Source organism: Sphingobium sp. EM0848, from assembly GCF_013375555.1.
Lineage (GTDB): Bacteria > Pseudomonadota > Alphaproteobacteria > Sphingomonadales > Sphingomonadaceae > Sphingobium.
This window is the reverse complement of sequence record NZ_JABXWB010000001.1, coordinates 2446614-2465150: the sequence shown is the minus strand read 5'-3', so window position 1 is coordinate 2465150 and position 18537 is coordinate 2446614. Positions and strand designations below refer to the sequence as shown.

Sequence of the window (18537 nt, the reverse complement as noted above, 5' to 3'; positions counted from 1 at the left end):
ATTGTTGCGATGCAGCATCGACCGTCATGGCGACTCCGGCATCTTCCTCCGCCCCTGCGATCACGCAGAACCCTGACATCCGTTATCTCGGCCGGTTGCTGGGCGATGTCATTCGCGCTTATGGCGGAGAGAAAATCTACAAGCAGACCGAATATATCCGTTCGGCCTCGGTCGACAGGGCGCGCGGCCTGCATGGCGCGGATGTGGTCGATACCGGCCTTGGCGCGCTCAGCCTTGACGACACGCTGTCCTTCGTGCGCGGCTTCATGCTCTTCTCGATGCTCGCCAATCTGGCCGAGGACCGGCAAGGGGTCGAGGCCGAACCGGGCGCTGACGTCGCCTCCGCCGTGAACAGGCTCCAATCCCACGGCATCGACCGCGAAGCGATTCTCGACCTGCTCTCCCGCGCCCTGATCGTCCCCGTCCTCACCGCCCACCCGACCGAGGTGCGGCGCAAGAGCATGATCGATCACAAGAACCGCATCGCCGACCTGATGCTGCTCAAGGATGCGGGACGCACCGAGACGGACGATGGCGAGAATCTCGACGAAGCGATTTTCCGCCAGATCGCCCTGTTGTGGCAGACCCGCCCGTTGCGCCGCGAAAAGCTGTTCGTCGCGGACGAGATCGAAAATGTCCTTGCCTATTTCCGCGATGTTTTCCTGCCGGTGCTCCCCGCCCTCTACGCCCGCTGGGAACGGGTGCTGGGCGCCCGCCCGCAAAGCTTCCTGCGCGTCGGCAACTGGATCGGCGGCGACCGCGACGGCAATCCCTTCGTGCAGGCGCCGCAACTGCAGCTCGCGCTGGTCAAGGGCTGCGAGGCGGCGCTGACCTATTATATGAATGCGCTGCATGCGCTTGGCGCCGAACTCTCCCTTTCCACCGAACTTGCCCTTGTGCCGCAGGCGGTGCTGGATCTGGCCGAAGCCAGTGGCGACACGTCGCGTAGCCGTCAGGACGAACCCTATCGCCGCGCCATTTCCGGCATCTATGCCCGCCTTGCCGCCACATACCGGACGCTTGTGGGCAAGGAAGCTTCGCGCCCCTCGACGCTCAGGGGCGAACCCTATGCCAGTCCGTCGGACCTTCGCCGCGATCTCGTCACCGTGGCGCAGGGGCTCGCCAGCGAAGGTGACGGCGCCTTGGCGTCAGGCGGCGCGCTGGGTCGCCTGATCCGCGCGGTCGAGACTTTCGGCTTCCACCTCGCCACGCTCGACATGCGGCAGAATAGCGACGTGCACCAGCGCGTCGTCGCGGAACTGCTGAAAGTGGCCGGGGTCGAGGCGGATTATGCCGCACTTGACGAATATGCGCGCATCGCGCTTCTCCGCCGCGAACTGGCGAGCAACCGCCCGCTCGGCACGCGCTTTTCCGAATATTCGGAGGAAACCGCCTCCGAACTCGCCATCGTGCAGGCGGCGGCCGAAGCGCACCGCGTCTACGGCCCGCAATGCATCACCCACTATATCATTTCGAAGGCGGAAAGCGTCTCCGACCTGCTGGAGGTGAACATCATCCTCAAGGAAGCGGGCCTGTGGCGCGCGGGCAGCAATGGCGTCCCGCCACAGGTTGCGATCATGGCGGTGCCGCTGTTCGAAACCATCGCCGACCTGGAGGCCGCGCCCAAGATCATGACCGCCTATTTCGGCCTGCCCGAAATCGCGGGCGTGGTGCGGGAGCGCGGGCATCAGGAAGTGATGATCGGCTATTCCGACAGCAACAAGGATGGCGGATACATCACCTCCACCTGGGGGCTGTTCCAGGCGAGCAAGGCGCTGGCCCCCGTCTTCGCCGACGCCGGCACCGCCATGCAGCTTTTCCACGGTCGCGGCGGCGCGGTCGGGCGGGGCGGCGGTTCGTCCTTCGCGGCGATCCAGGCCCAGCCCAAGGGCACGGTGCAGGGCCGCATCCGCATCACCGAACAGGGCGAGGTGATCGCCGCCAAATTCGGCACCCGCGATGTCGCCATGACCAATTTGGAGGCGATGACCAGCGCCACGCTGCTCGCCAGCCTGGAACCCGAAGTCCTTTCGGACCGCGACGCCGCCCGCTTCGCCGCCGCCATGGACGAACTGTCCAAAACCGCTTTCACCGCCTATCGCGACCTTGTCTACGGCACGGAGGGGTTTAAGGAATTCTTCCGCCAGCTTACTCCCATTCAGGAAATTTCCGGCCTCAAGATCGGCTCCCGCCCCGCCAGCCGCACGAAGAGCACGCGGATCGAGGATTTGCGCGCCATCCCCTGGGTGTTCAGCTGGGCGCAGGCGCGGGTGATGCTGCCGGGCTGGTATGGCGTCGGCCATGCGCTCAGCACCTTTGAGGACAAGGCGCTGCTGGCCGACATGGCGCAGCACTGGTCCTTCCTCCAATCGGCGCTGGCGAATCTGGAAATGGTGCTGGCGAAATCCGATCTGGGCATTGCCGCCCAATATCTGCCGCTGGTGGAGGATCAGTCGCGCGGCGCCGCCATTTTCGATCGCATTCGCGAAGGTTGGGACATGACCCATGACGGCCTGCTCGCCGCCACCGGCCAGTCGCGCCTGCTGGAGAAGAATCCGACGCTGGACAGCTCGATCCGCCTGCGCCTGCCCTATATCGAGCCGCTGAACCTGCTTCAGGTCGAATTGATGAAACGCCACCGCAGCGGCGAGGATGATGCCCGCATCAAGGAAGGCATCGAACTGTCGATCAACGCCATCGCCACGGCCCTGCGCAACAGCGGTTGAGGCGGAGCGGGCGTCACCCATCGGATAGGGGGAATCCGGGACGGCCGCAGTCCAATGACCGCCCCGGACCCCAGTCCTCCTTGGCGGAGGTCTGGACAGGATGGGCGGATCGCAAGGGACGATCCACCCAAAATCGTTGCATTCAGAATTTGGCGACGACACCCGCCATCGGCCGGATCGAGCGGAAATTGCCCATGGTATCGGCCTGCACGCGCAGCCGGATATTGCTGCTCTGGGCCGATCCGCCCATGTCGGCGGGCGACAGTTCCACGCCCGCGCCATAGGTCATGCCGTGATAATCGCGGCTGTTCGGCCCCAGCGCATCGAAATTGACCCATTTGTAACCGACCTTGCCGAAGATCAGGCTGTCCTTGCCTGCCTTCACGCCAGCGCGGCCCGCCACGCCATATTCCCAGTCGATGTCGCCGCTGACGCCCTTGGACGCCGTGCCTTCGACGCCGACCACGATCGGCCCGGCAATCCGGGCATTCACGCCCGCCACGCCTTCCACGATGCGGCCCTTGTAACCGACCGGCGGAATCCCTTCCTTGCCGGTTTCGCTGTCGAAATTATGGATGCCGCCCATCACGCCGACATAGGGTTCGATGCGGCGCGATCCTGCGTCGTCCTGCGGCGCCGTCTGAGCCAGAGCGGCGGCGGGAATCAGCGACGCGGCGGCAGCCGCTGTGAACAGCAGAGTCTTCATGGGGTTTCCCCTTCACTTTGTTGGAAAACAGGTGGCCGCAGGTGTGGACCCCGCAGCGATCGCGTCAGGCCGCTCCAAGCGGCTCCGGCGATGCCCAACCAATCCCCATTCGCCCATGAAGGTTGCATGAACCGGATCGGAAAAGCCGCCAATCCCCCATTTTGTGTCTTGAATACAACGGTTTCTGTCAGCGGGATGAACGAAATCCGGCTTGGCTGAACCTTGGATAAACGGTCCGCAACGGCTCATTCACAACCAATTCAAGCAGGACGCGTTATCCCGGCTACAGAATGAAGGATAAGGAGAAAGGCGATGACCTGGACCGGGCAAAGGCTTCTGGCCGCGGTCGGTCTCGTCGGCGCGCTTGCCTTGGGCGGCTGCGCCTATGACGATGACTATTATGGCGGTGTGAGTGTTGGCAGCGGCTATTATGGCGGCGGCTATTATGATGATTATTGGGGGTCGGGCTATTACCGGCCGGGCTATTACCGGCCGGGCTATTATGGCGGCTGGTATGACGGCTTTTACTATCCCGGCAGCGGCTATTATGTCTATGACCGTGGCGGGCGCCGCCATCGCTGGAATGACGGGCAGCGCCGCTATTGGGAAGGCCATCGGGAGGCGGGGCGCGGCGACGGCCCGGCCTGGCGGACACGTCCGAATGGCAATGGCAATCGATGGAATGGCGGCTGGGGCGCGTCGCGTCCGAATGCGCAGGCCCAGCCGGGAAGGGGACAGGATATGACGACGCCAAGAGCCTGGAGCCGGGACACGACGCCCCGCGCTCGTTCCGATGGCGGCGGGCGGTCGCGGCATGACGGCTGGCGGAGCCGGCGCGACTGATGCGGGTTCGGTATAGCGCGGCTCTTTGCCTGTTCCTGCTGTCGGCCTGTGACGGCCGGGAGGAGAGTGCGATCGACAATCTCGCCAATGGCGCGAACGCGACACAGGTCGAAAATAATGTCCGGGCGGAGGCGCAGGCGGTGATGGAGCCGCTGACGCCGCCCGCTCCGGGTACGCCGGGTGGCCTGCCGGTCGAACCGCAGTCCGTGGTGGAAGAGGATGCCGTCGACCCCAAGGGCGCGCAGGGCGCCGCGCAGGTGGTGCAGGGCTATTACGGCCTGCTGGAGGAAAAGCGCTATGACGACGCGCAGGACCTCTGGAACCAGAACAGCGCCATCGGTGCCGAGGATGATGTCCGTTTCGCCGCGCGCTTCCGCAATTTCAGCGAGGTGCATGCCAATATCGGCGCGCCGGGAGACATGGAGGGCGCGGCGGGATCGCTGTTCGTCTCCGTGCCGGTGCAGGTCTATGGACGGCTCGCCGCCAATGGCAAGCCCTGGTATCGGCTGCGGCAGGTGACGCTGCGGCGGGTCAATGACGTGCCGGGGGCCAGTGAGGCGGATCGCCGCTGGCATATAGAGAGCATCGGTCCCTATGAACCGCCTGCGCAGCAAGCGGCGGAGACGGGCAATGCCATCTCCGCCACCGACGGGCTTCTTAAGAAACAGTAGCCTTCAGGATCTTGCCCGGGGTCTTGGGCGGCTCACCCTTGGGCAGGGCGTCGACATGTTCCATGCCGGACGTGACTTCACCCCAGACGGTGTACTGACCATCGAGGAAGGTGGCGTCGTCGAAGCAGATGAAGAACTGGCTGTTCGCGCTGTTCGGGTTCATCGCGCGGGCCATGGAGCAGACGCCGCGGACATGGGGTTCGCGGCTGAATTCGGCCTTCAGGTCAGGCAGCTTCGACCCGCCCATGCCGGTGCCGGTCGGGTCGCCGCCCTGGGCCATGAAGCCGGGGATGACGCGATGGAAGACGACGCCGTCATAGAAGCCGTCCTTGGCAAGCGCGGTGATGCGCTCGACATGGCCGGGGGCGAGGTCCGGGCGCAGCTTGATGACGACATCGCCGCCGCTGTCGAGGGTGAGGGTCAGGGTTTCGTCGGCCATGAAAAATCCTCTCTTGGGGGAAAAACGCGGATGTCCGTTCATATAGAGCGTTGGGACGGGGATGGAAGCGCTTCATCGACGGTTGGGGCATTGCAATTATGACGAGCATCGGCAAAAGCAGCGACATGTTACAGGAACCGGACAGTAGGGGACGCGATGAGCGAACGAGCCGATACGGCCGAACCCCGGCCGGACGAATTTGACGATATTGCCGCCGAGCAGGCCGAATCCAGCCATGACGAGGATGACCGGCTGAAGGGTGAATTCGTCTCCGCCGTGCTGGACGCGGTGGAGGAGGATGACCGCGAACGCGCGCGCGAGCTGGTGTCGCCGCTCCACCCGGCCGATATTGCCGACCTTCTCGAACTGACCCCGTCCGAACGGCGCGGCGAGGTCGCGGCGGCGCTGGGCGATCTGGTCGGCGCGGAAGTTCTGTCCGAACTCAACGAATATGTCCGCGAGGATATTCTCGACGCGCTGCGGCCCGAGCAGGTGGCCGAGTTCGCCGCCGAACTCGACACCGACGACGCCGTCGCCATCATCGAGGACATGGAGGAGGCCGACCAGCAGGCCGTCCTCGAAGCGCTCGACCCGGAGGACCGCGCCGCCATCGAAAGCGCGCTGTCCTATCCCGAGGAGTCCGCCGGCCGTCTGATGCAGCGCGATCTGGTCGCGGTGCCGGAGCATATGACCGTCGGGCAGGTGATCGACTATCTGCGCGACAATCGCGACCTGACCAGCGACTTCTGGGAAATCTTCGTCGTCGACGAAGCGCACAAGCCGATCGGCACCTGCCAGCTGAGCTGGGTGCTGACCTGTCCGCGCAGCGTCGCCATGGCCGACCTGATGAAGCGTGAACAGACGCTGATCCCTGTCGACATGGATCAGGAAGAAGTCGCGCTGCGCTTCCAGAAATATGCGCTGATCTCCGCCGCCGTGGTGGATGGCAGCGGGCGGCTGGTCGGCATGATCACGGTGGACGACATCGTCCACATCATTTCCGAGGAAGCGGGCGAGGACATCCTTCGCCTGTCGGGCGCGGGCGAGGGCGACATCAACCAGCCGATTTGGGAAACGGTGCGCACGCGCCTGTCCTGGCTGGTGGTCAATCTGGGCACGGCGATCCTGGCCGCGTCGGTGGTCGGGCTGTTCCAGGCCACCATCTCCAAATATGTGGTGCTGGCCGTGCTGATGCCGATCGTGTCGGGCATGGGCGGCAATGCGGGGACGCAGACCATGGCGGTGGCCGTGCGCGCGCTCGCCACCAACCAGCTCACCAGTTCCAACACCATCCGCCAGATCGTCCGCGAATTTCGCATTGCCAGCGCCAATGGTACGGCGCTGGGCATATTGATCGGCGTGTCAGTGGGTTTGATCTACGGCAATCACGATCTGGGCATCGTCATCGCGATGGCCATGCTGATCAACAACCTCGTGGCCGGGCTGTCGGGCATATTGATTCCGGTCGCGCTTGACCGGGTGAATGTCGATCCCGCCGTGTCCTCCGCCGTGTTCGTGACGACGATGACGGATGTGATGGGCTTTTTCTCCTTCCTCGGACTGGCGACGATCTGGGGACTGTAGGCGCGCCCAGCCTCTTGACCGGCTCGCTCCGGCGTCCGATCTTTTCACCATGCCGCTGCACCTCACCAAGATCGCCTTTCAGAGCGAAAGCCCCGCCACGCTCAAAGCCTGGCTGGAAAGCCATGCAGAGGAGGCGAGGCTGACCACGCGCTACCTGCCCAAGCGGGTCGAGGAACTGGCCGGCGGTTCGCTCTACTGGATTCACGGGCATCAGCTTGTCGGCCGCAGCCCCCTGTTGGGCTTTCAGGAAACCGGGCAGGGGCGCTACTGGATACGGCTGGAACCGCGCCTGATTCCGGTTCGGGCGCAGCCCAAGCGCGCGCATCAGGGCTGGCGCTATCTGGAAGACAAGGATGCGCCGCCCGATCTGGGGGCGGGCGAGGCGAACGACCTCGACGCCATGCCACCCGCGATGATCGGTGAGCTGTCGAAGCTGGGCTTGCTGTGAAGCGGTAAGGACCGTCGCCTCTTCGTGCCCTAGCCGAAGATCGCGCGGAAGATGATCGCGACGGGAATCCAGAGCAGGCCCCCGCCAATGCTGGCCACCCAGAGTTGCAGCAGGTCGCGGCGGAAGCGCACGGCCAGCCCATGGGCGGGCAGGCCGCTCTGGTCCAGAATATCCCAGCGGTGTTCCAGCCCGCGCGCCGCGATGGCGAAGCCGCCGATCGCGACCACGATGCCCAGGTGCAGCAGCAGCGATCCGCCCATTTTGGCGACGATGAAAATCTGAAGCAGGCAGAAGGCGACCAGGGCGGCGGCCAGATGCGTACTCATCCGCCGGGCAAAGCCTGAACGGTGCGTTGCGCCATCCTTCCACATCGTCGCCAAATGCCTGACCCTTTCCATCTGATTTGTTCAGCAAAACATGAACGGCCGAACCGATCAACGGCAAAATCGGGCGTTTCGTGGAAAAAGCGTGGATCAGGCTTCCACCCGATCGGCGTCCAGCACCTGACGGACCTTCACCGCAAGCTGATCGAGGGTGAAGGGCTTGGCCAGGAAGGAAACGCCGGGGTCCAGCATGCCGTTATGAACGATCGCGTTGCGGGTATAGCCCGTGGTGTAGAGGATCTTGAGGTCGGGGCGGGTTTCACGGGCGCGGTCGGCCAGCATCCGACCGTTGATGCCCGGCATGACGATGTCGGTGAACAGCATGTCGATGCGCGGTTGGATCGTCAGCATTTCCAGCGCCTGCTCGCCGTCCGACGCCTGAACGATGGTGTAGCCCAGTTCCCGCAGGGAATCGACCGACATGTGCCGCACCCGCTCCTCATCCTCGACCACCAGGATGATCTCCTCGCCGCGGGCGCGGGGCAGTTCCATGGGGCTGACGGCCACGGTTCCAGCCACGGCGTCCGGTCCATAATGGCGCGGCATATAGACCTTGATGATCGTCCCTTCGCCCGGTTCGGAATAGATTTTCACATGGCCGCGCGACTGTTTGATGAAGCCGAAGACCTGGCTGAGGCCGAGGCCCGTGCCCTTGCCCACGCCCTTGGTGGTGAAGAAGGGGTCGAAGGCGCGTTCCACCACTTCGGGCGGCATGCCCGTGCCGGTGTCGGTCACGGAAACCATGACATATTGACCCGCCGCGACATCGTCCTGAACAGCAACATAGGCATCGTCGAGATGCGCGTTCGCCGTTTCGATCGTCAACCGCCCACCGGACGGCATGGCGTCGCGCGAATTGACGCACAGGTTGATGATCGCCGCTTCCAGCTGGCTGGCGTCGATGCTTGCCCGCCACAGGCCACCCGCCAGCACGGTTTCGACGCGAATGCTCTCCCCGATCGTCCGGCGCAGCAATTCCGACATGCCGCCGACCAGCCTGTTGACGTCGGTCGGCTGCGGGTCGAGCGGCTGCTGCCGGGAAAAGGCGAGCAACCGCGCGGTGAGTTGTGCGGCGCGCTGGGCGCCCTCCGCCGCATTGTCGATGCCCTTAACGATATGCGCGTCGATGTCCGGCGTCAGGCGCCGCCGCGCGATGTCGAGCGAGCCGATGACGATGGCGAGCATATTGTTGAAGTCATGGGCGATGCCGCCGGTCAGCTGGCCGATGGATTCCATCTTCTGCATCTGGCGAAGCTGCGCTTCCGCCGCTTCGCGCTCCAGCCCTTCCGCTATCAGCCGTTTGTTGGCATGGCTCAGCGCCCTCTGGCTTTCCATCGCCTCCGCCACGCGGCGATAGGCGGTGCGCAGCGCCAGCGCGCCGAGCAGCGTGACCAGCACCGCGGAAATCGCCATGCCGGCCGATACCATCAGGCTGAGATGATTGTCATTGGCGGTGCGGCGCTTGAGCAACTGCGCCTCGCGCGCGCGCATGGTTGCCACCAGCGCGCGGATTTTGGTCATGGTGACCATGCCTGCATTGAAATCGTCCGGCGCGATCACTTCCCCCTTCCGGCGGCGTTCGATCCCGGTGCGCATCAGGAACAGCCGGTCGTCGAGCAGTGCTTCGAGTGCGTCAACCGATTGGATCTGACCCGGATTGTCATGCATTTCGGTCCGCAACGTCGCCAGTTCCTCCCGCCATTCGCGACGGAAGCTCTCATAAGGGCCGAGGAAGGATTCTTTGCGCGTCAGCATGAAGCCGCGCTGGCTGCTTTCCGCCTCCTGCGCATGCAGAAGCAGGGTGGAGAGCTGGTTTTCCACGCGCAGCGTATGCTGGACCCAGATATTGACCCGTTGCTGCACCGTATAGAACCAATAAGTGCTGCCAACGGCCAGGACGACGACGAGCAACGCCAGCAGCAACAGGATGATCGACCGTTCTGGGCGGATGGCGGGCATGATGCTGCAAGATGCGGAAAGATAGGGCCGGGGGCAAGCGCGATGCGTCGGTCCCGTGAAAGGTCGACCTTGGTGTCCGTCAGTCGCGCCAGCTCGAATCGATCCGGTCGATCCGGCGGACCATCGCCTCGAAATCGGGAACGCCGGGGCCGACGGGCAATTGCACGCCGGACAGGTCGCGCTGGTGCACGGCGATGACCGCCTCAGGGATTTCGACCGGCGTGCCGGCCGCCCCGGTCGCCACCTGAATCTCGCAGGCGCGTTGCAGCATCCATTGGGTCAGGAAGGCCTGCGGCAGGCTTTTCGCCATGACCAGCGTGCCATGGTTGCGCAGCATCATGATCCGGCGCTGGCCAAGATGGGTGATCAGCCTTTCCCCTTCCTCGGGCCGAATCGTGATGCCTTCGAAATCATGATAGGCGATTCGGCCGGTGAAGGCGGCGGCGTAGAAATTGGTCGGCGTCAGCCCCTCTTTCGTCGCGCTCACCGCCATGCCCGCCGTTGTATGGGTATGGATGATGCAATGGGCGTCGGGAAGGTGCCGGTGAAAGATGCTGTGCTGGGTGAAGCCGGCGCGGTTGACCGGATAGGGGCTGCCGTCCAGCACATGGCCGTCAATGTCGATCTTGACCAGGTTCGACGCCGTCACCTCACTGTAGAGAAGTCCGAAAGGGTTGATCAGAAAGGCGTTTTCCTCTTCCGGCACACGCAGCGTGATGTGGTTGTAGATCAGTTCCGACCAGCCCAGATGGTCGAAGATGCGGTAACAGGCGGCCAGTTGCCGGCGTGCTTCCCATTCTGAAGCTGACATGCGCGGGGTCTCGGCAGCGGTTGCCATGGGGATCCTCCTCACTATTCAGGGTCACGACTATCCGCCTTGCGGCGTCCTGAGTCGAGAGGCACGGCTTTTGGGTTGAATTTGCGCGACTCTGCTGGTAGGGCGCGCCCCACACGGCGCAGGGTGACCTGTGGCGACTCACCGCTATTTTATTCGGGCGGCCCGTCGGGAAGGGTTTTGTTTCCTGGCGATCCTTCCGTTTTCGACTGGAGTTTGACTGGCTTATGCAAATCATCGTTCGCGACAATAATGTCGACCAGGCCCTGCGCGCGCTCAAGAAGAAGCTGCAGCGTGAGGGCGTGTATCGCGAGATGAAGTTGCGCCGTCACTATGAGAAGCCGTCCGAGAAGCGCGCCCGTGAAAAGGCGGCGGCTGTCCGCCGCGCGCGCAAGCTGGAGCGCAAGCGCGCCGAGCGCGACGGCGTCCGTTAAGGATCGCCGTTACCGGGACGGTCGCCCGATCGTCCCGTTCTTCTGCTGAAAAAATACACCCGCACCAACTGCGAGGCCCAGGTTCATGTCCACGACAGCTGTTCCCCTTCGTCCTATCGCCAAGGGGTCGCTGACGCGCCTCTGGATCGGTGTTGCCGCGGTTGCGCTGGCCGCAGGCGGTCTGGCCTGGGCCGGGCAGCGCGGCGTCGAGCCGTCGCCCGCCACCTTCCTGACGCGCAATGCGCATGAGGCGGGCGTTGTGACGACCGAATCGGGTCTGCAGTACAAGGTGCTGGAAGAAGGCGCCGGCCCCAGCCCGACGCCCGCCGACGTGGCGCTGGTCGGATATAAGGGCACGCTGCTCGACGGCACGGTGTTCGATGAGAATCCGCAGACCGCCATGCCGGTCGACGGCGTGGTGCCGGGCTTCTCCGAAGGCCTGCAGAAGATGAAGAAGGGCGGCAAATACCGCCTGTGGATTCCGCCGCAGCTTGGTTATGGCGATCAGGCGGCGGGTCCGATCCCGGCCAACTCCGTGCTGGTGTTCGACGTCCAGCTGCATGATTTCAAGTCCAAGGCGGATATCATGCGGATGCAGCAGATGATGCAGCAGCAGGGCGCGATGCCGTCGGGGCACTGATCCCGGACTTATAGTCGAAAAGATAGAGAGGGTCGGGTTTTCCCGGCCCTTTTTCTTTGGGAACTCCCGCCTTCGCAGGAGTGCGAGAGTTTCTAGGCCGTGACCGCAACGGCGGCGGCGCTCTCCGCCTTGGCTTCCAGCGCCTTGGCGCGTTCCTCCAGCCAGACCTTGATCATGGCGACGATGGGATCGGCCAGGAACAGCCCCATGATCCCGAACAGCGCACCGAACAATATCTGCGCTGCCAGCACCAGCGCCGGGGCAAGGTCGGTGGCACGCTTCGCCACCATCGGCACGATCAGATAGCCGTCGACGATCTGCACGGCCAGATAGATGCCAAAGGCATAAAGGCCCGCATGAACGCCCGCCGAAAAGCCCACCAATATGATCAGCACGCCCGAAATGATCGACCCGATATTGGGCAGGAAGGCGAACAGCCCGGTCAATATGCCCAATAGTCCGGCCATGGGAATGCCGCCCGCCCAGAGCAGCAGCCAGACGCCCACGCCCTCCACCGTCATGCCGATGAGCCGCCCGAACATCAGCCGCCGCAGCGTCCAGCCCATCCGGTCGGCAATGGCGTAGAAATGGCTGCGCTTGTCCATCGGCAGCATCCAGGCGACGCCACGCTCATAGAGCTTGGGCTCGATGGCGATGAAGATGGCGAGGACCAGCATCATGACCCCGCTGGTGATCGCGCCCACGGCGGTTCCGACCGCCGCGGTCACCCGGCCCAGCGAACTCATCGCCTGGCTGGCGAGACTCTTGAAATCCTCGGGCGTGGTGGTGACGCCCATCTGTTGGAGCCAGCCGCCGATGCGGTTCACCTGGGCTTCGACGATGGTGCGCATGGCCTGCGCCTGCGCCGCCAGGCTCGATCCGGTGAGGTAGAAGGTGTAGATGAGGAAGGCGAGCGCGGCGAGCAGCACGATCGCCAGACGCCAGCCCCGCCCGATCGGCAATACCCGTCCCAGCAGCCGTGTGCCGCCGTCCATCATCGTCGTCAGCACCAGCGCGCCCATGACCAGCAGCAACGGCTGGGCCAGCAGCACGACCAGCGCGATGGCGATACCCATGGCGAACCAGACGGCCGCCCGCCTTGCCTCATGCTGGACCAGCGGGCTTTGCCGTTCGCTGGGGCCGGGTTGTTCGATATGGACCTGTTCGTCGCTCAACCCGCACCCCCTTTGATGCAAAAGCTATTTCGGAACGGCAACGCTCGCGGGACGCAGGCTGTTCCCCGCCCGGCCGCTGCGGAAGGCATGGAGCCAACTCAGCGGGTTCCAGCCCGAATCGCCGTCGAGCGAGAAGGTGATGAATTCCGCCCGGCCGCCGATCGATTCCCATGGCACCGGCCCGCCAAGGCCGTTTTCCTCCAGCGGCGCCCGGCTGTCGGCGCTGTTGTCGCGATTGTCGCCCATCAGGAAGACATGGCCCTCCGGAATCCGCACCGGCCCGTACCAGTCAAGCGTGCTCGGTCCCATGTCGATGACGACATAGCTCTTGCCGTTGGGCAGGGTTTCCTGCCGCACTGGCAGTTCGCACCAGCTCTTGCCGTTCGCATCGGTCACCAGCGCGCCGGGGAACTGCATTGGCGGGCAGGGGGCATTGTTGTCGACCGGAATACGGATCGGCTTCAGCACCTTCTGCGGCACCGGCACGCCGTTCAGGATGACCTGGCCGCCGCGCACTTCCAATATGTCGCCGGGCAGGCCGATGACGCGCTTGATATAATCCTCGCGCTTGTTCTGGGGCGAAACGATGACGATGTCGCCGCGCTGGGGCATGTGCCCGAAGATTCGGCCCTTCAGAAAGGGCAGCGGATGGAAGCTGGGCGAGACATAGGACCAGCCATAGGGAAATTTGCTCACCACCAGCCGGTCGCCCTTCAACAGCACCGGCATCATCGATTCGCTGGGAATGTAGAAGGGTTTGGCGACGAAGCTGTGGAAGGCCAGTACCGCCAGGATCAGCAGGCCGATGCTCTTCGCTTCCTGCCACCAGTCGACCGATGTCTTTTCGGGGCCCTCTGTTTGCGGCGTGGTCGGCTCGTCGGAGGGAAGGGGGCTGTTCTCGGTCATGTCCGCTGCCGTCATGGAAGGAATTCCGGCTGAAGAAGCCCCGACGTCACAGCGGCAGGGCTTCAATGATAACAAAGGCCTGTGCCCATGGATGATCGTCGGTGAGCGTCAGGTGAATGACCGGGCGATGACCGGCGGGCACCAGCGATTCCAGCCGGGTCAGCGCGCCGCCGGTCAGTTCCAGTGTCGGCGCGCCGCCGGGGCGGTTGACCACGCCGATATCCTTCATGAACACGCCCTTGTTGAAGCCTGTGCCCACGGCCTTGGAAAAAGCCTCCTTGGCGGCAAAGCGCTTGGCGAGCGTGCCCGCCTTGGTGAAGGGGCGGCGGTCAGCTTTCGCCCGCTCGATGGCTGTGAAGACGCGATTCTCGAATCGTTGGCCAAAGCGGTCGAGCGAATTCTGTATCCGCTCGATGTTGCAGAGGTCGGAACCCAGGCCGATGATCAACGCACCAGATCCATCTGCCGCCGCATTTCGCGGATGCTGCCTTCCAGACCGCTGAGAATCGCCTCACCGATCAGGAAATGGCCGATATTGAGTTCCACGATCTGCGGAATCGCGGCGATGGGACCAACATTGTCGTAGGTCAGGCCATGGCCCGCATGCGGTTCGATGCCGTTCTTGGCAGCCAGCGCGGCGGCGTCGGACAGGCGGCGCAGTTCCTCCGCCCGCTCGGTGCCGGTGATATGGGCATAGCGGCCGGTGTGGAACTCGACCACCGGGGCGCCGAGGCGGATCGCCGCCTCGATCTGCGCCGGTTCGGGTTCGATGAACAGGCTGACCCGGATGCCCGCATCATTGAGCGCGCCGACGATCGGGCGCAGCGCGTCCATCTGCCCGACGGCGTCGAGGCCGCCTTCGGTCGTCCGCTCCTCCCGCTTTTCCGGCACGATGCAGGCGGCGTGCGGACGGTGCCTGAGCGCGATGCCCAGCATCTCCTGCGTTGCCGCCATTTCCAGATTGAGCGGCACGGTGAGCGCCGCCATCAGAGTCGCGATATCCTCATCGCGGATATGGCGCCGGTCTTCCCGCAAATGGGCGGTGATGCCATCCGCTCCCGCCTTGACCGCCAACAGCGCGGCCTTCACCGGATCGGGATGCTCGCCTTCCCGCGCGTTGCGGATGGTCGCCACATGATCGATGTTGACGCCCAGGCGCAAGGGGGCGGGGGAGTGCGGCATGGGCTTCTACTGCTTCCGGCTGCCGGGCTTGGTCGCCGGGATCGCCGCCAGTTCGGGCGGAATCTGGTCGGCCTCATAGACCGGGAAATTGATGCTGACGAGCGGGTAGAAGGGGACGCCCAGATCGACTTCGCCTGCCGATCGATCGACCAGCGCGACTTCCGCGACGACGATGCCGCCTTCGGCCTCGACCGCCTCGATCGCCTGACGCGAGGACAGGCCTGTGGTCACTACGTCCTCGACCATCAGCACCTTCTGGCCTGGGGTGATGGCAAAGCCGCGGCGCAGTTCGAACGTGCCTTCGGGGCGTTCGAGGAACACCGCATCCTTGTCGAGCGCGCGACCGACCTCATGGCCGATGATAAGGCCGCCCATGGCCGGAGAAACGACCAGATCGATCTCCTGCCGCATTTCGCGCGGCAATTTCTGCACCGTGGCGCGCGCCAGCCGACCCGCGCGTTCGGCGTTCATCAGCACGCGGGCGCACTGAAGATAATTGGCGCTGCGGCGGCCGGAGGACAGAATGAAATGCCCCTCCAGCAACGCGCCCGCAGCCCTGAATTCCGCTAATACTTCCTCGTCGGTCATTCGATTCTTCGATCCATTCGTCCGCGCCGCCTGCCTGATGTCGAAGCGGCCCGTCTTCCCTTCATGGGTCGCCCCATGATCGCGCCCCTGTGCGCGGGGAGCGAGATAGGCTCACCAACTAGGCGTTGCAACAGCGAAGAAAATCTGGTTGTGGAAGGTTGAGGCATAAAAAAACGATGCTTATAAGCCGTGGCGGACCGAAACAGGCGGGGGGAGGCGTATCCATGCGTGTGTCTTCGTTGCAGCGGCGCCAAGGGGTTACGGGGTAAGAAGACGCTATGAAAAAGGTGAAATCGCTCGTCCTCGCCGGGTTGTTGGCCTTTGCGCCCACACTCGCGATGAACGGTCCGGCACTGGCGCAGGAGAATGCCGCAGTCGCGGCGCCCGCCGCCGGAAATGAAACGGCGGCCGCCGATTCGGCCAGCAATGCCGCGGCACCCGCCGCCGCTTCCGCAGAAAAGGTCGCCGCGCCGCCGCGCATGAAGCCGACCCTGGGCATCGGGATGCCGATGCCGGGTGAAATCACCCTTCAGAAGCAGTTTTCGCCGACCGGCCACACGGCCCGCTGGCTGCATGACCAGATGCTGCTGCCGATCATCACCATCATCTCGATCTTCGTGCTCGTCCTGATGCTCTATGTGATGGTCCGCTTCCGCCAGAGCGCCAATCCGACGCCGTCCAAAACCTCGCACAATACGGTGATCGAGGTGATCTGGACCGTGGTGCCGGTGGTCATCCTGCTGGTGATCGCGGTGCCCTCGATCGGGCTGCTCGCCGACCAGTACAAGCCCGCGCCCAAAGATGCGCTGACTGTCAAGGTCACCGGCTATCAATGGTATTGGGGCTATGAATATCCCGACAACGGGATTCCTGAGTTCGTTTCCAACCTGCTGCCCAGGGACAAGGCGGAGGCCAATGGTGAGCCCTATCTGCTGGCGCCCGACAATCGGCTGGTCCTGCCGGTCGGTCGTCCGATCAAGCTGATCATCACCGGCGCTGACGTGATCCACAGCTTCGCGGTGCCTTCGCTCTGGGTGAAGATGGACGCGGTGCCGGGCCGTCTCAATGAGAAGAGCTTCACCATCGAGAAGCCGGGCGTCTATTACGGCCAGTGCTCGGAACTGTGCGGCGCCCGCCACGGCTTCATGCCGATCGCGGTCGAGGCGCTTCCGCCGGCCCAATTCGACCAGTGGCTGCTCTCGCAGGGCGGGAAGCTCAAGGGCGCAGGTGCGGCGACGACCGCTCAGGCCGCCCAGCCCGCCGCCCCCGCCGCCAAGCTTTGATGTAAGGGCAGATACGCCATGACCACCATTACCGCAGATCATCACGGCGATCATGTGCACGAGCATCATGACGCCGATCACAAGCCGGCCTTCTTCCAGCGTTGGTTCATGTCGACCAACCACAAGGATATCGGCACGCTCTATCTGATCTTCGCGATCATCGCCGGCATCATCGGCGGTGCGATTTCGGGCCTGATGCGCGCCGAACTGGCGGAGCCGGGCATCCAGTATCTCCAGACCTGGGCGCAGTTCAGCGATGGCCCAAGCGCCACGCTCGATCAGGCCTATCACCTCTGGAACGTGCTGATCACGGCGCACGGCCTCATCATGGTCTTCTTCATGGTGATGCCCGCGATGATCGGCGGCTTCGGCAACTGGTTCGTGCCGATCATGATCGGCGCGCCGGACATGGCCTTCCCGCGGATGAACAATATCAGCTTCTGGCTGCTCATCCCGGCTTTTGCGCTACTGCTCGGTTCGAGCTTCTTCCCCGGCGGCACCGGCAATGGTGCGGGCACCGGCTGGACGGTCTACGCGCCGCTCTCGACCAGCGGTTCTGCGGGGCCGGCGGTCGACATGGCGATCCTGTCGCTGCACATTGCGGGCGCCAGCTCGATCCTGGGTGCGATCAACTTCATCACCACCATTTTGAACATGCGCGCGCCGGGCATGACCCTGCACAAGATGCCGCTGTTCGTCTGGTCGGTGCTGGTCACCGCCTTCCTGTTGCTGCTCGCGCTGCCGGTTCTGGCCGCCGCGATCACCATGTTGCTGACCGACCGCAATTTCGGCACGACCTTCTATGATGCCGCCGGCGGTGGCGATCCGGAACTGTACCAGCATCTCTTCTGGTTCTTCGGCCACCCCGAAGTGTACATCATGATCCTGCCGGGCTTCGGCATCGTCAGCCAGATCGTTTCGACCTTCAGCCGCAAGCCGGTCTTCGGCTATCTCGGCATGGCCTATGCCATGGTCGCGATCGGTGTGGTCGGCTTCGTCGTGTGGGCGCACCACATGTTCGTCACCGGCATGTCGGTGAACGTGAAGATGTACTTCACCGCCGCCACGATGGTCATCGCGGTGCCCACCGGCATCAAGATCTTTTCCTGGATCGCGACGATCTGGGGCGGCTCGATCAGCTACAAGACCCCGATGGTCTGGGCGCTGGGCTTCATCTTCCTGTTCACCGTGGGCGGCGTCACCGGCGTGGTGCTGGCCAATGGCGGCGTCGACGACGTGCTGCACGACACCTATTATGTCGTCGCACACTTCCACTATGTGCTGTCGCTGGGCGCGGTCTTCGGCCTGTTCGCGGGCTTCTACTACTGGTTCCCGAAAATGTCGGGCCGGATGTACAATGAATTCCTCGGCCACCTGCACTTCTGGGTGTTCTTCGTCGGCGTGAACATGCTGTTCTTCCCGATGCACTTCCTGGGCCTGTCGGGCATGCCCCGCCGCTACCCGGACTATCCGGAAGCCTTTGCCTATTGGAACAAGTTCGCCAGCCACGGCTATGAGGTCATGGCCGCCGGCATGCTGATCTTCTTCGTCAATCTTGTCTGGTCGCTCGTTGCCGGCAAGAAGGCGGAGGGCAATCCCTGGGGCGAAGGCGCCACGACGCTGGAATGGACGCTGTCCAGCCCGCCGCCCTTCCACCAGTTCGAAACGCTGCCGGTCATCGACTGATCGCAGCCTTGGGGCATTCCGATTTGCGGGAATGCCGGGATTGGCGTAA

At 64.0% G+C, this 18537-nt stretch carries 19 protein-coding genes; 9 read left to right on the top strand and 10 right to left on the bottom strand.

The window, feature by feature from the left end; genetic code table 11:
• The first annotated feature begins 26 nt into the window (after positions 1-26).
• Complete coding sequence (gene ppc / locus HUK73_RS11960) at positions 27-2726, top strand: phosphoenolpyruvate carboxylase (protein WP_176592092.1); 2700 nt, start codon at positions 27-29, stop codon at positions 2724-2726.
• Between the two features lie 142 nt (positions 2727-2868).
• On the opposite strand, the gene HUK73_RS11955 is transcribed toward ppc, so the two are convergent.
• Positions 2869-3432, bottom strand: coding sequence for an outer membrane protein (locus tag HUK73_RS11955; RefSeq protein WP_176592091.1), 564 nt, complete (start codon positions 3430-3432; stop codon positions 2869-2871).
• A 312-nt stretch (positions 3433-3744) separates the two neighbouring features.
• Here HUK73_RS11955 and HUK73_RS11950 point away from each other — a divergent pair, with 312 nt between their 5' ends.
• Both HUK73_RS11950 and HUK73_RS11945 read left to right on the top strand, forming a co-directional pair.
• Positions 3745-4275, top strand: coding sequence for a hypothetical protein (locus HUK73_RS11950; protein WP_176592090.1), 531 nt, complete (start codon positions 3745-3747; stop codon positions 4273-4275).
• Positions 4275-4946 carry a hypothetical protein gene (locus HUK73_RS11945; RefSeq protein ID WP_176592089.1) on the top strand — a complete coding sequence of 224 codons (672 nt, stop codon included), beginning with the start codon at positions 4275-4277 and terminating at the stop codon, positions 4944-4946. The genes HUK73_RS11950 and HUK73_RS11945 overlap by 1 nt, the downstream gene beginning before the upstream one ends.
• On the opposite strand, the gene HUK73_RS11940 is transcribed toward HUK73_RS11945, so the two are convergent.
• Positions 4933-5385 carry a peptidylprolyl isomerase gene (locus tag HUK73_RS11940; RefSeq protein WP_176592088.1) on the bottom strand — a complete coding sequence of 151 codons (453 nt, stop codon included), beginning with the start codon at positions 5383-5385 and terminating at the stop codon, positions 4933-4935. The genes HUK73_RS11945 and HUK73_RS11940 overlap by 14 nt on opposite strands.
• Before the next feature lie 156 nt (positions 5386-5541).
• On the opposite strand from HUK73_RS11940, the gene mgtE reads away from it, so the two are divergent.
• Both mgtE and HUK73_RS11930 read left to right on the top strand, forming a co-directional pair.
• Positions 5542-6969, top strand: a complete 1428-nt coding sequence (mgtE, locus tag HUK73_RS11935) for a magnesium transporter (protein ID WP_176592087.1) — start codon at positions 5542-5544, stop codon at positions 6967-6969.
• Positions 6970-7018: 49 nt separating this feature from the next.
• Positions 7019-7417 carry a DUF1489 family protein gene (locus tag HUK73_RS11930; RefSeq protein WP_176592086.1) on the top strand — a complete coding sequence of 133 codons (399 nt, stop codon included), beginning with the start codon at positions 7019-7021 and terminating at the stop codon, positions 7415-7417.
• Positions 7418-7446: 29 nt separating this feature from the next.
• Here HUK73_RS11930 and HUK73_RS11925 read toward each other — a convergent pair whose 3' ends face one another.
• The 3 genes from HUK73_RS11925 to HUK73_RS11915 all read right to left on the bottom strand — a co-directional run bounded on the left by HUK73_RS11925 (position 7447) and on the right by HUK73_RS11915 (position 10597).
• Positions 7447-7788 (bottom strand): hypothetical protein, encoded by a 342-nt coding sequence (locus HUK73_RS11925; protein ID WP_369805521.1) that lies wholly within the window; start codon positions 7786-7788, stop codon positions 7447-7449.
• Between the two features lie 102 nt (positions 7789-7890).
• Positions 7891-9759, bottom strand: coding sequence for a CHASE3 domain-containing protein (locus HUK73_RS11920; protein WP_176592084.1), 1869 nt, complete (start codon positions 9757-9759; stop codon positions 7891-7893).
• A gap of 79 nt (positions 9760-9838) precedes the next feature.
• A complete protein-coding gene (locus HUK73_RS11915; RefSeq protein ID WP_176592083.1) occupies positions 9839-10597 on the bottom strand; it encodes a class II aldolase/adducin family protein in 759 nt (252 codons plus the stop codon).
• A 224-nt stretch (positions 10598-10821) separates the two neighbouring features.
• Between HUK73_RS11915 and rpsU the strand changes: the two genes are divergently transcribed.
• Both rpsU and HUK73_RS11905 read left to right on the top strand, forming a co-directional pair.
• Positions 10822-11028, top strand: coding sequence for a 30S ribosomal protein S21 (gene rpsU, locus HUK73_RS11910; protein ID WP_004208618.1), 207 nt, complete (start codon positions 10822-10824; stop codon positions 11026-11028).
• A gap of 85 nt (positions 11029-11113) precedes the next feature.
• Positions 11114-11668 carry an FKBP-type peptidyl-prolyl cis-trans isomerase gene (locus HUK73_RS11905; RefSeq protein WP_176592082.1) on the top strand — a complete coding sequence of 185 codons (555 nt, stop codon included), beginning with the start codon at positions 11114-11116 and terminating at the stop codon, positions 11666-11668.
• Between the two features lie 92 nt (positions 11669-11760).
• Here the strand turns inward: HUK73_RS11905 and HUK73_RS11900 are convergent, their stop codons facing one another.
• From HUK73_RS11900 to pyrE, 5 genes are read right to left on the bottom strand one after another with little or no spacing between them, the layout of a single operon-like run.
• Positions 11761-12843, bottom strand: coding sequence for an AI-2E family transporter (locus HUK73_RS11900; protein ID WP_176592081.1), 1083 nt, complete (start codon positions 12841-12843; stop codon positions 11761-11763).
• 24 nt (positions 12844-12867) lie between these two features.
• Positions 12868-13764 (bottom strand): signal peptidase I, encoded by an 897-nt coding sequence (gene lepB / locus HUK73_RS11895; protein WP_176592080.1) that lies wholly within the window; start codon positions 13762-13764, stop codon positions 12868-12870.
• 31 nt (positions 13765-13795) lie between these two features.
• Positions 13796-14197 (bottom strand): holo-ACP synthase, encoded by a 402-nt coding sequence (gene acpS / locus HUK73_RS11890; protein WP_176592079.1) that lies wholly within the window; start codon positions 14195-14197, stop codon positions 13796-13798.
• Positions 14194-14931 (bottom strand): pyridoxine 5'-phosphate synthase, encoded by a 738-nt coding sequence (locus HUK73_RS11885; protein WP_176592078.1) that lies wholly within the window; start codon positions 14929-14931, stop codon positions 14194-14196. The genes acpS and HUK73_RS11885 overlap by 4 nt, the downstream gene beginning before the upstream one ends.
• 6 nt (positions 14932-14937) lie before the next feature.
• Positions 14938-15519, bottom strand: coding sequence for an orotate phosphoribosyltransferase (pyrE, locus tag HUK73_RS11880; protein WP_176592077.1), 582 nt, complete (start codon positions 15517-15519; stop codon positions 14938-14940).
• Positions 15520-15797: 278 nt separating this feature from the next.
• Here pyrE and coxB point away from each other — a divergent pair, with 278 nt between their 5' ends.
• Together coxB and ctaD are read left to right on the top strand one after the other, a co-directional pair.
• A complete protein-coding gene (coxB, locus tag HUK73_RS11875; protein ID WP_176592076.1) occupies positions 15798-16802 on the top strand; it encodes a cytochrome c oxidase subunit II in 1005 nt (334 codons plus the stop codon).
• An 18-nt stretch (positions 16803-16820) separates the two neighbouring features.
• Positions 16821-18488: a cytochrome c oxidase subunit I gene (ctaD, locus tag HUK73_RS11870; protein ID WP_176592075.1), complete on the top strand. Its 1668-nt coding sequence runs from the start codon at positions 16821-16823 to the stop codon at positions 18486-18488.
• Positions 18489-18537: the final 49 nt, after the last annotated feature.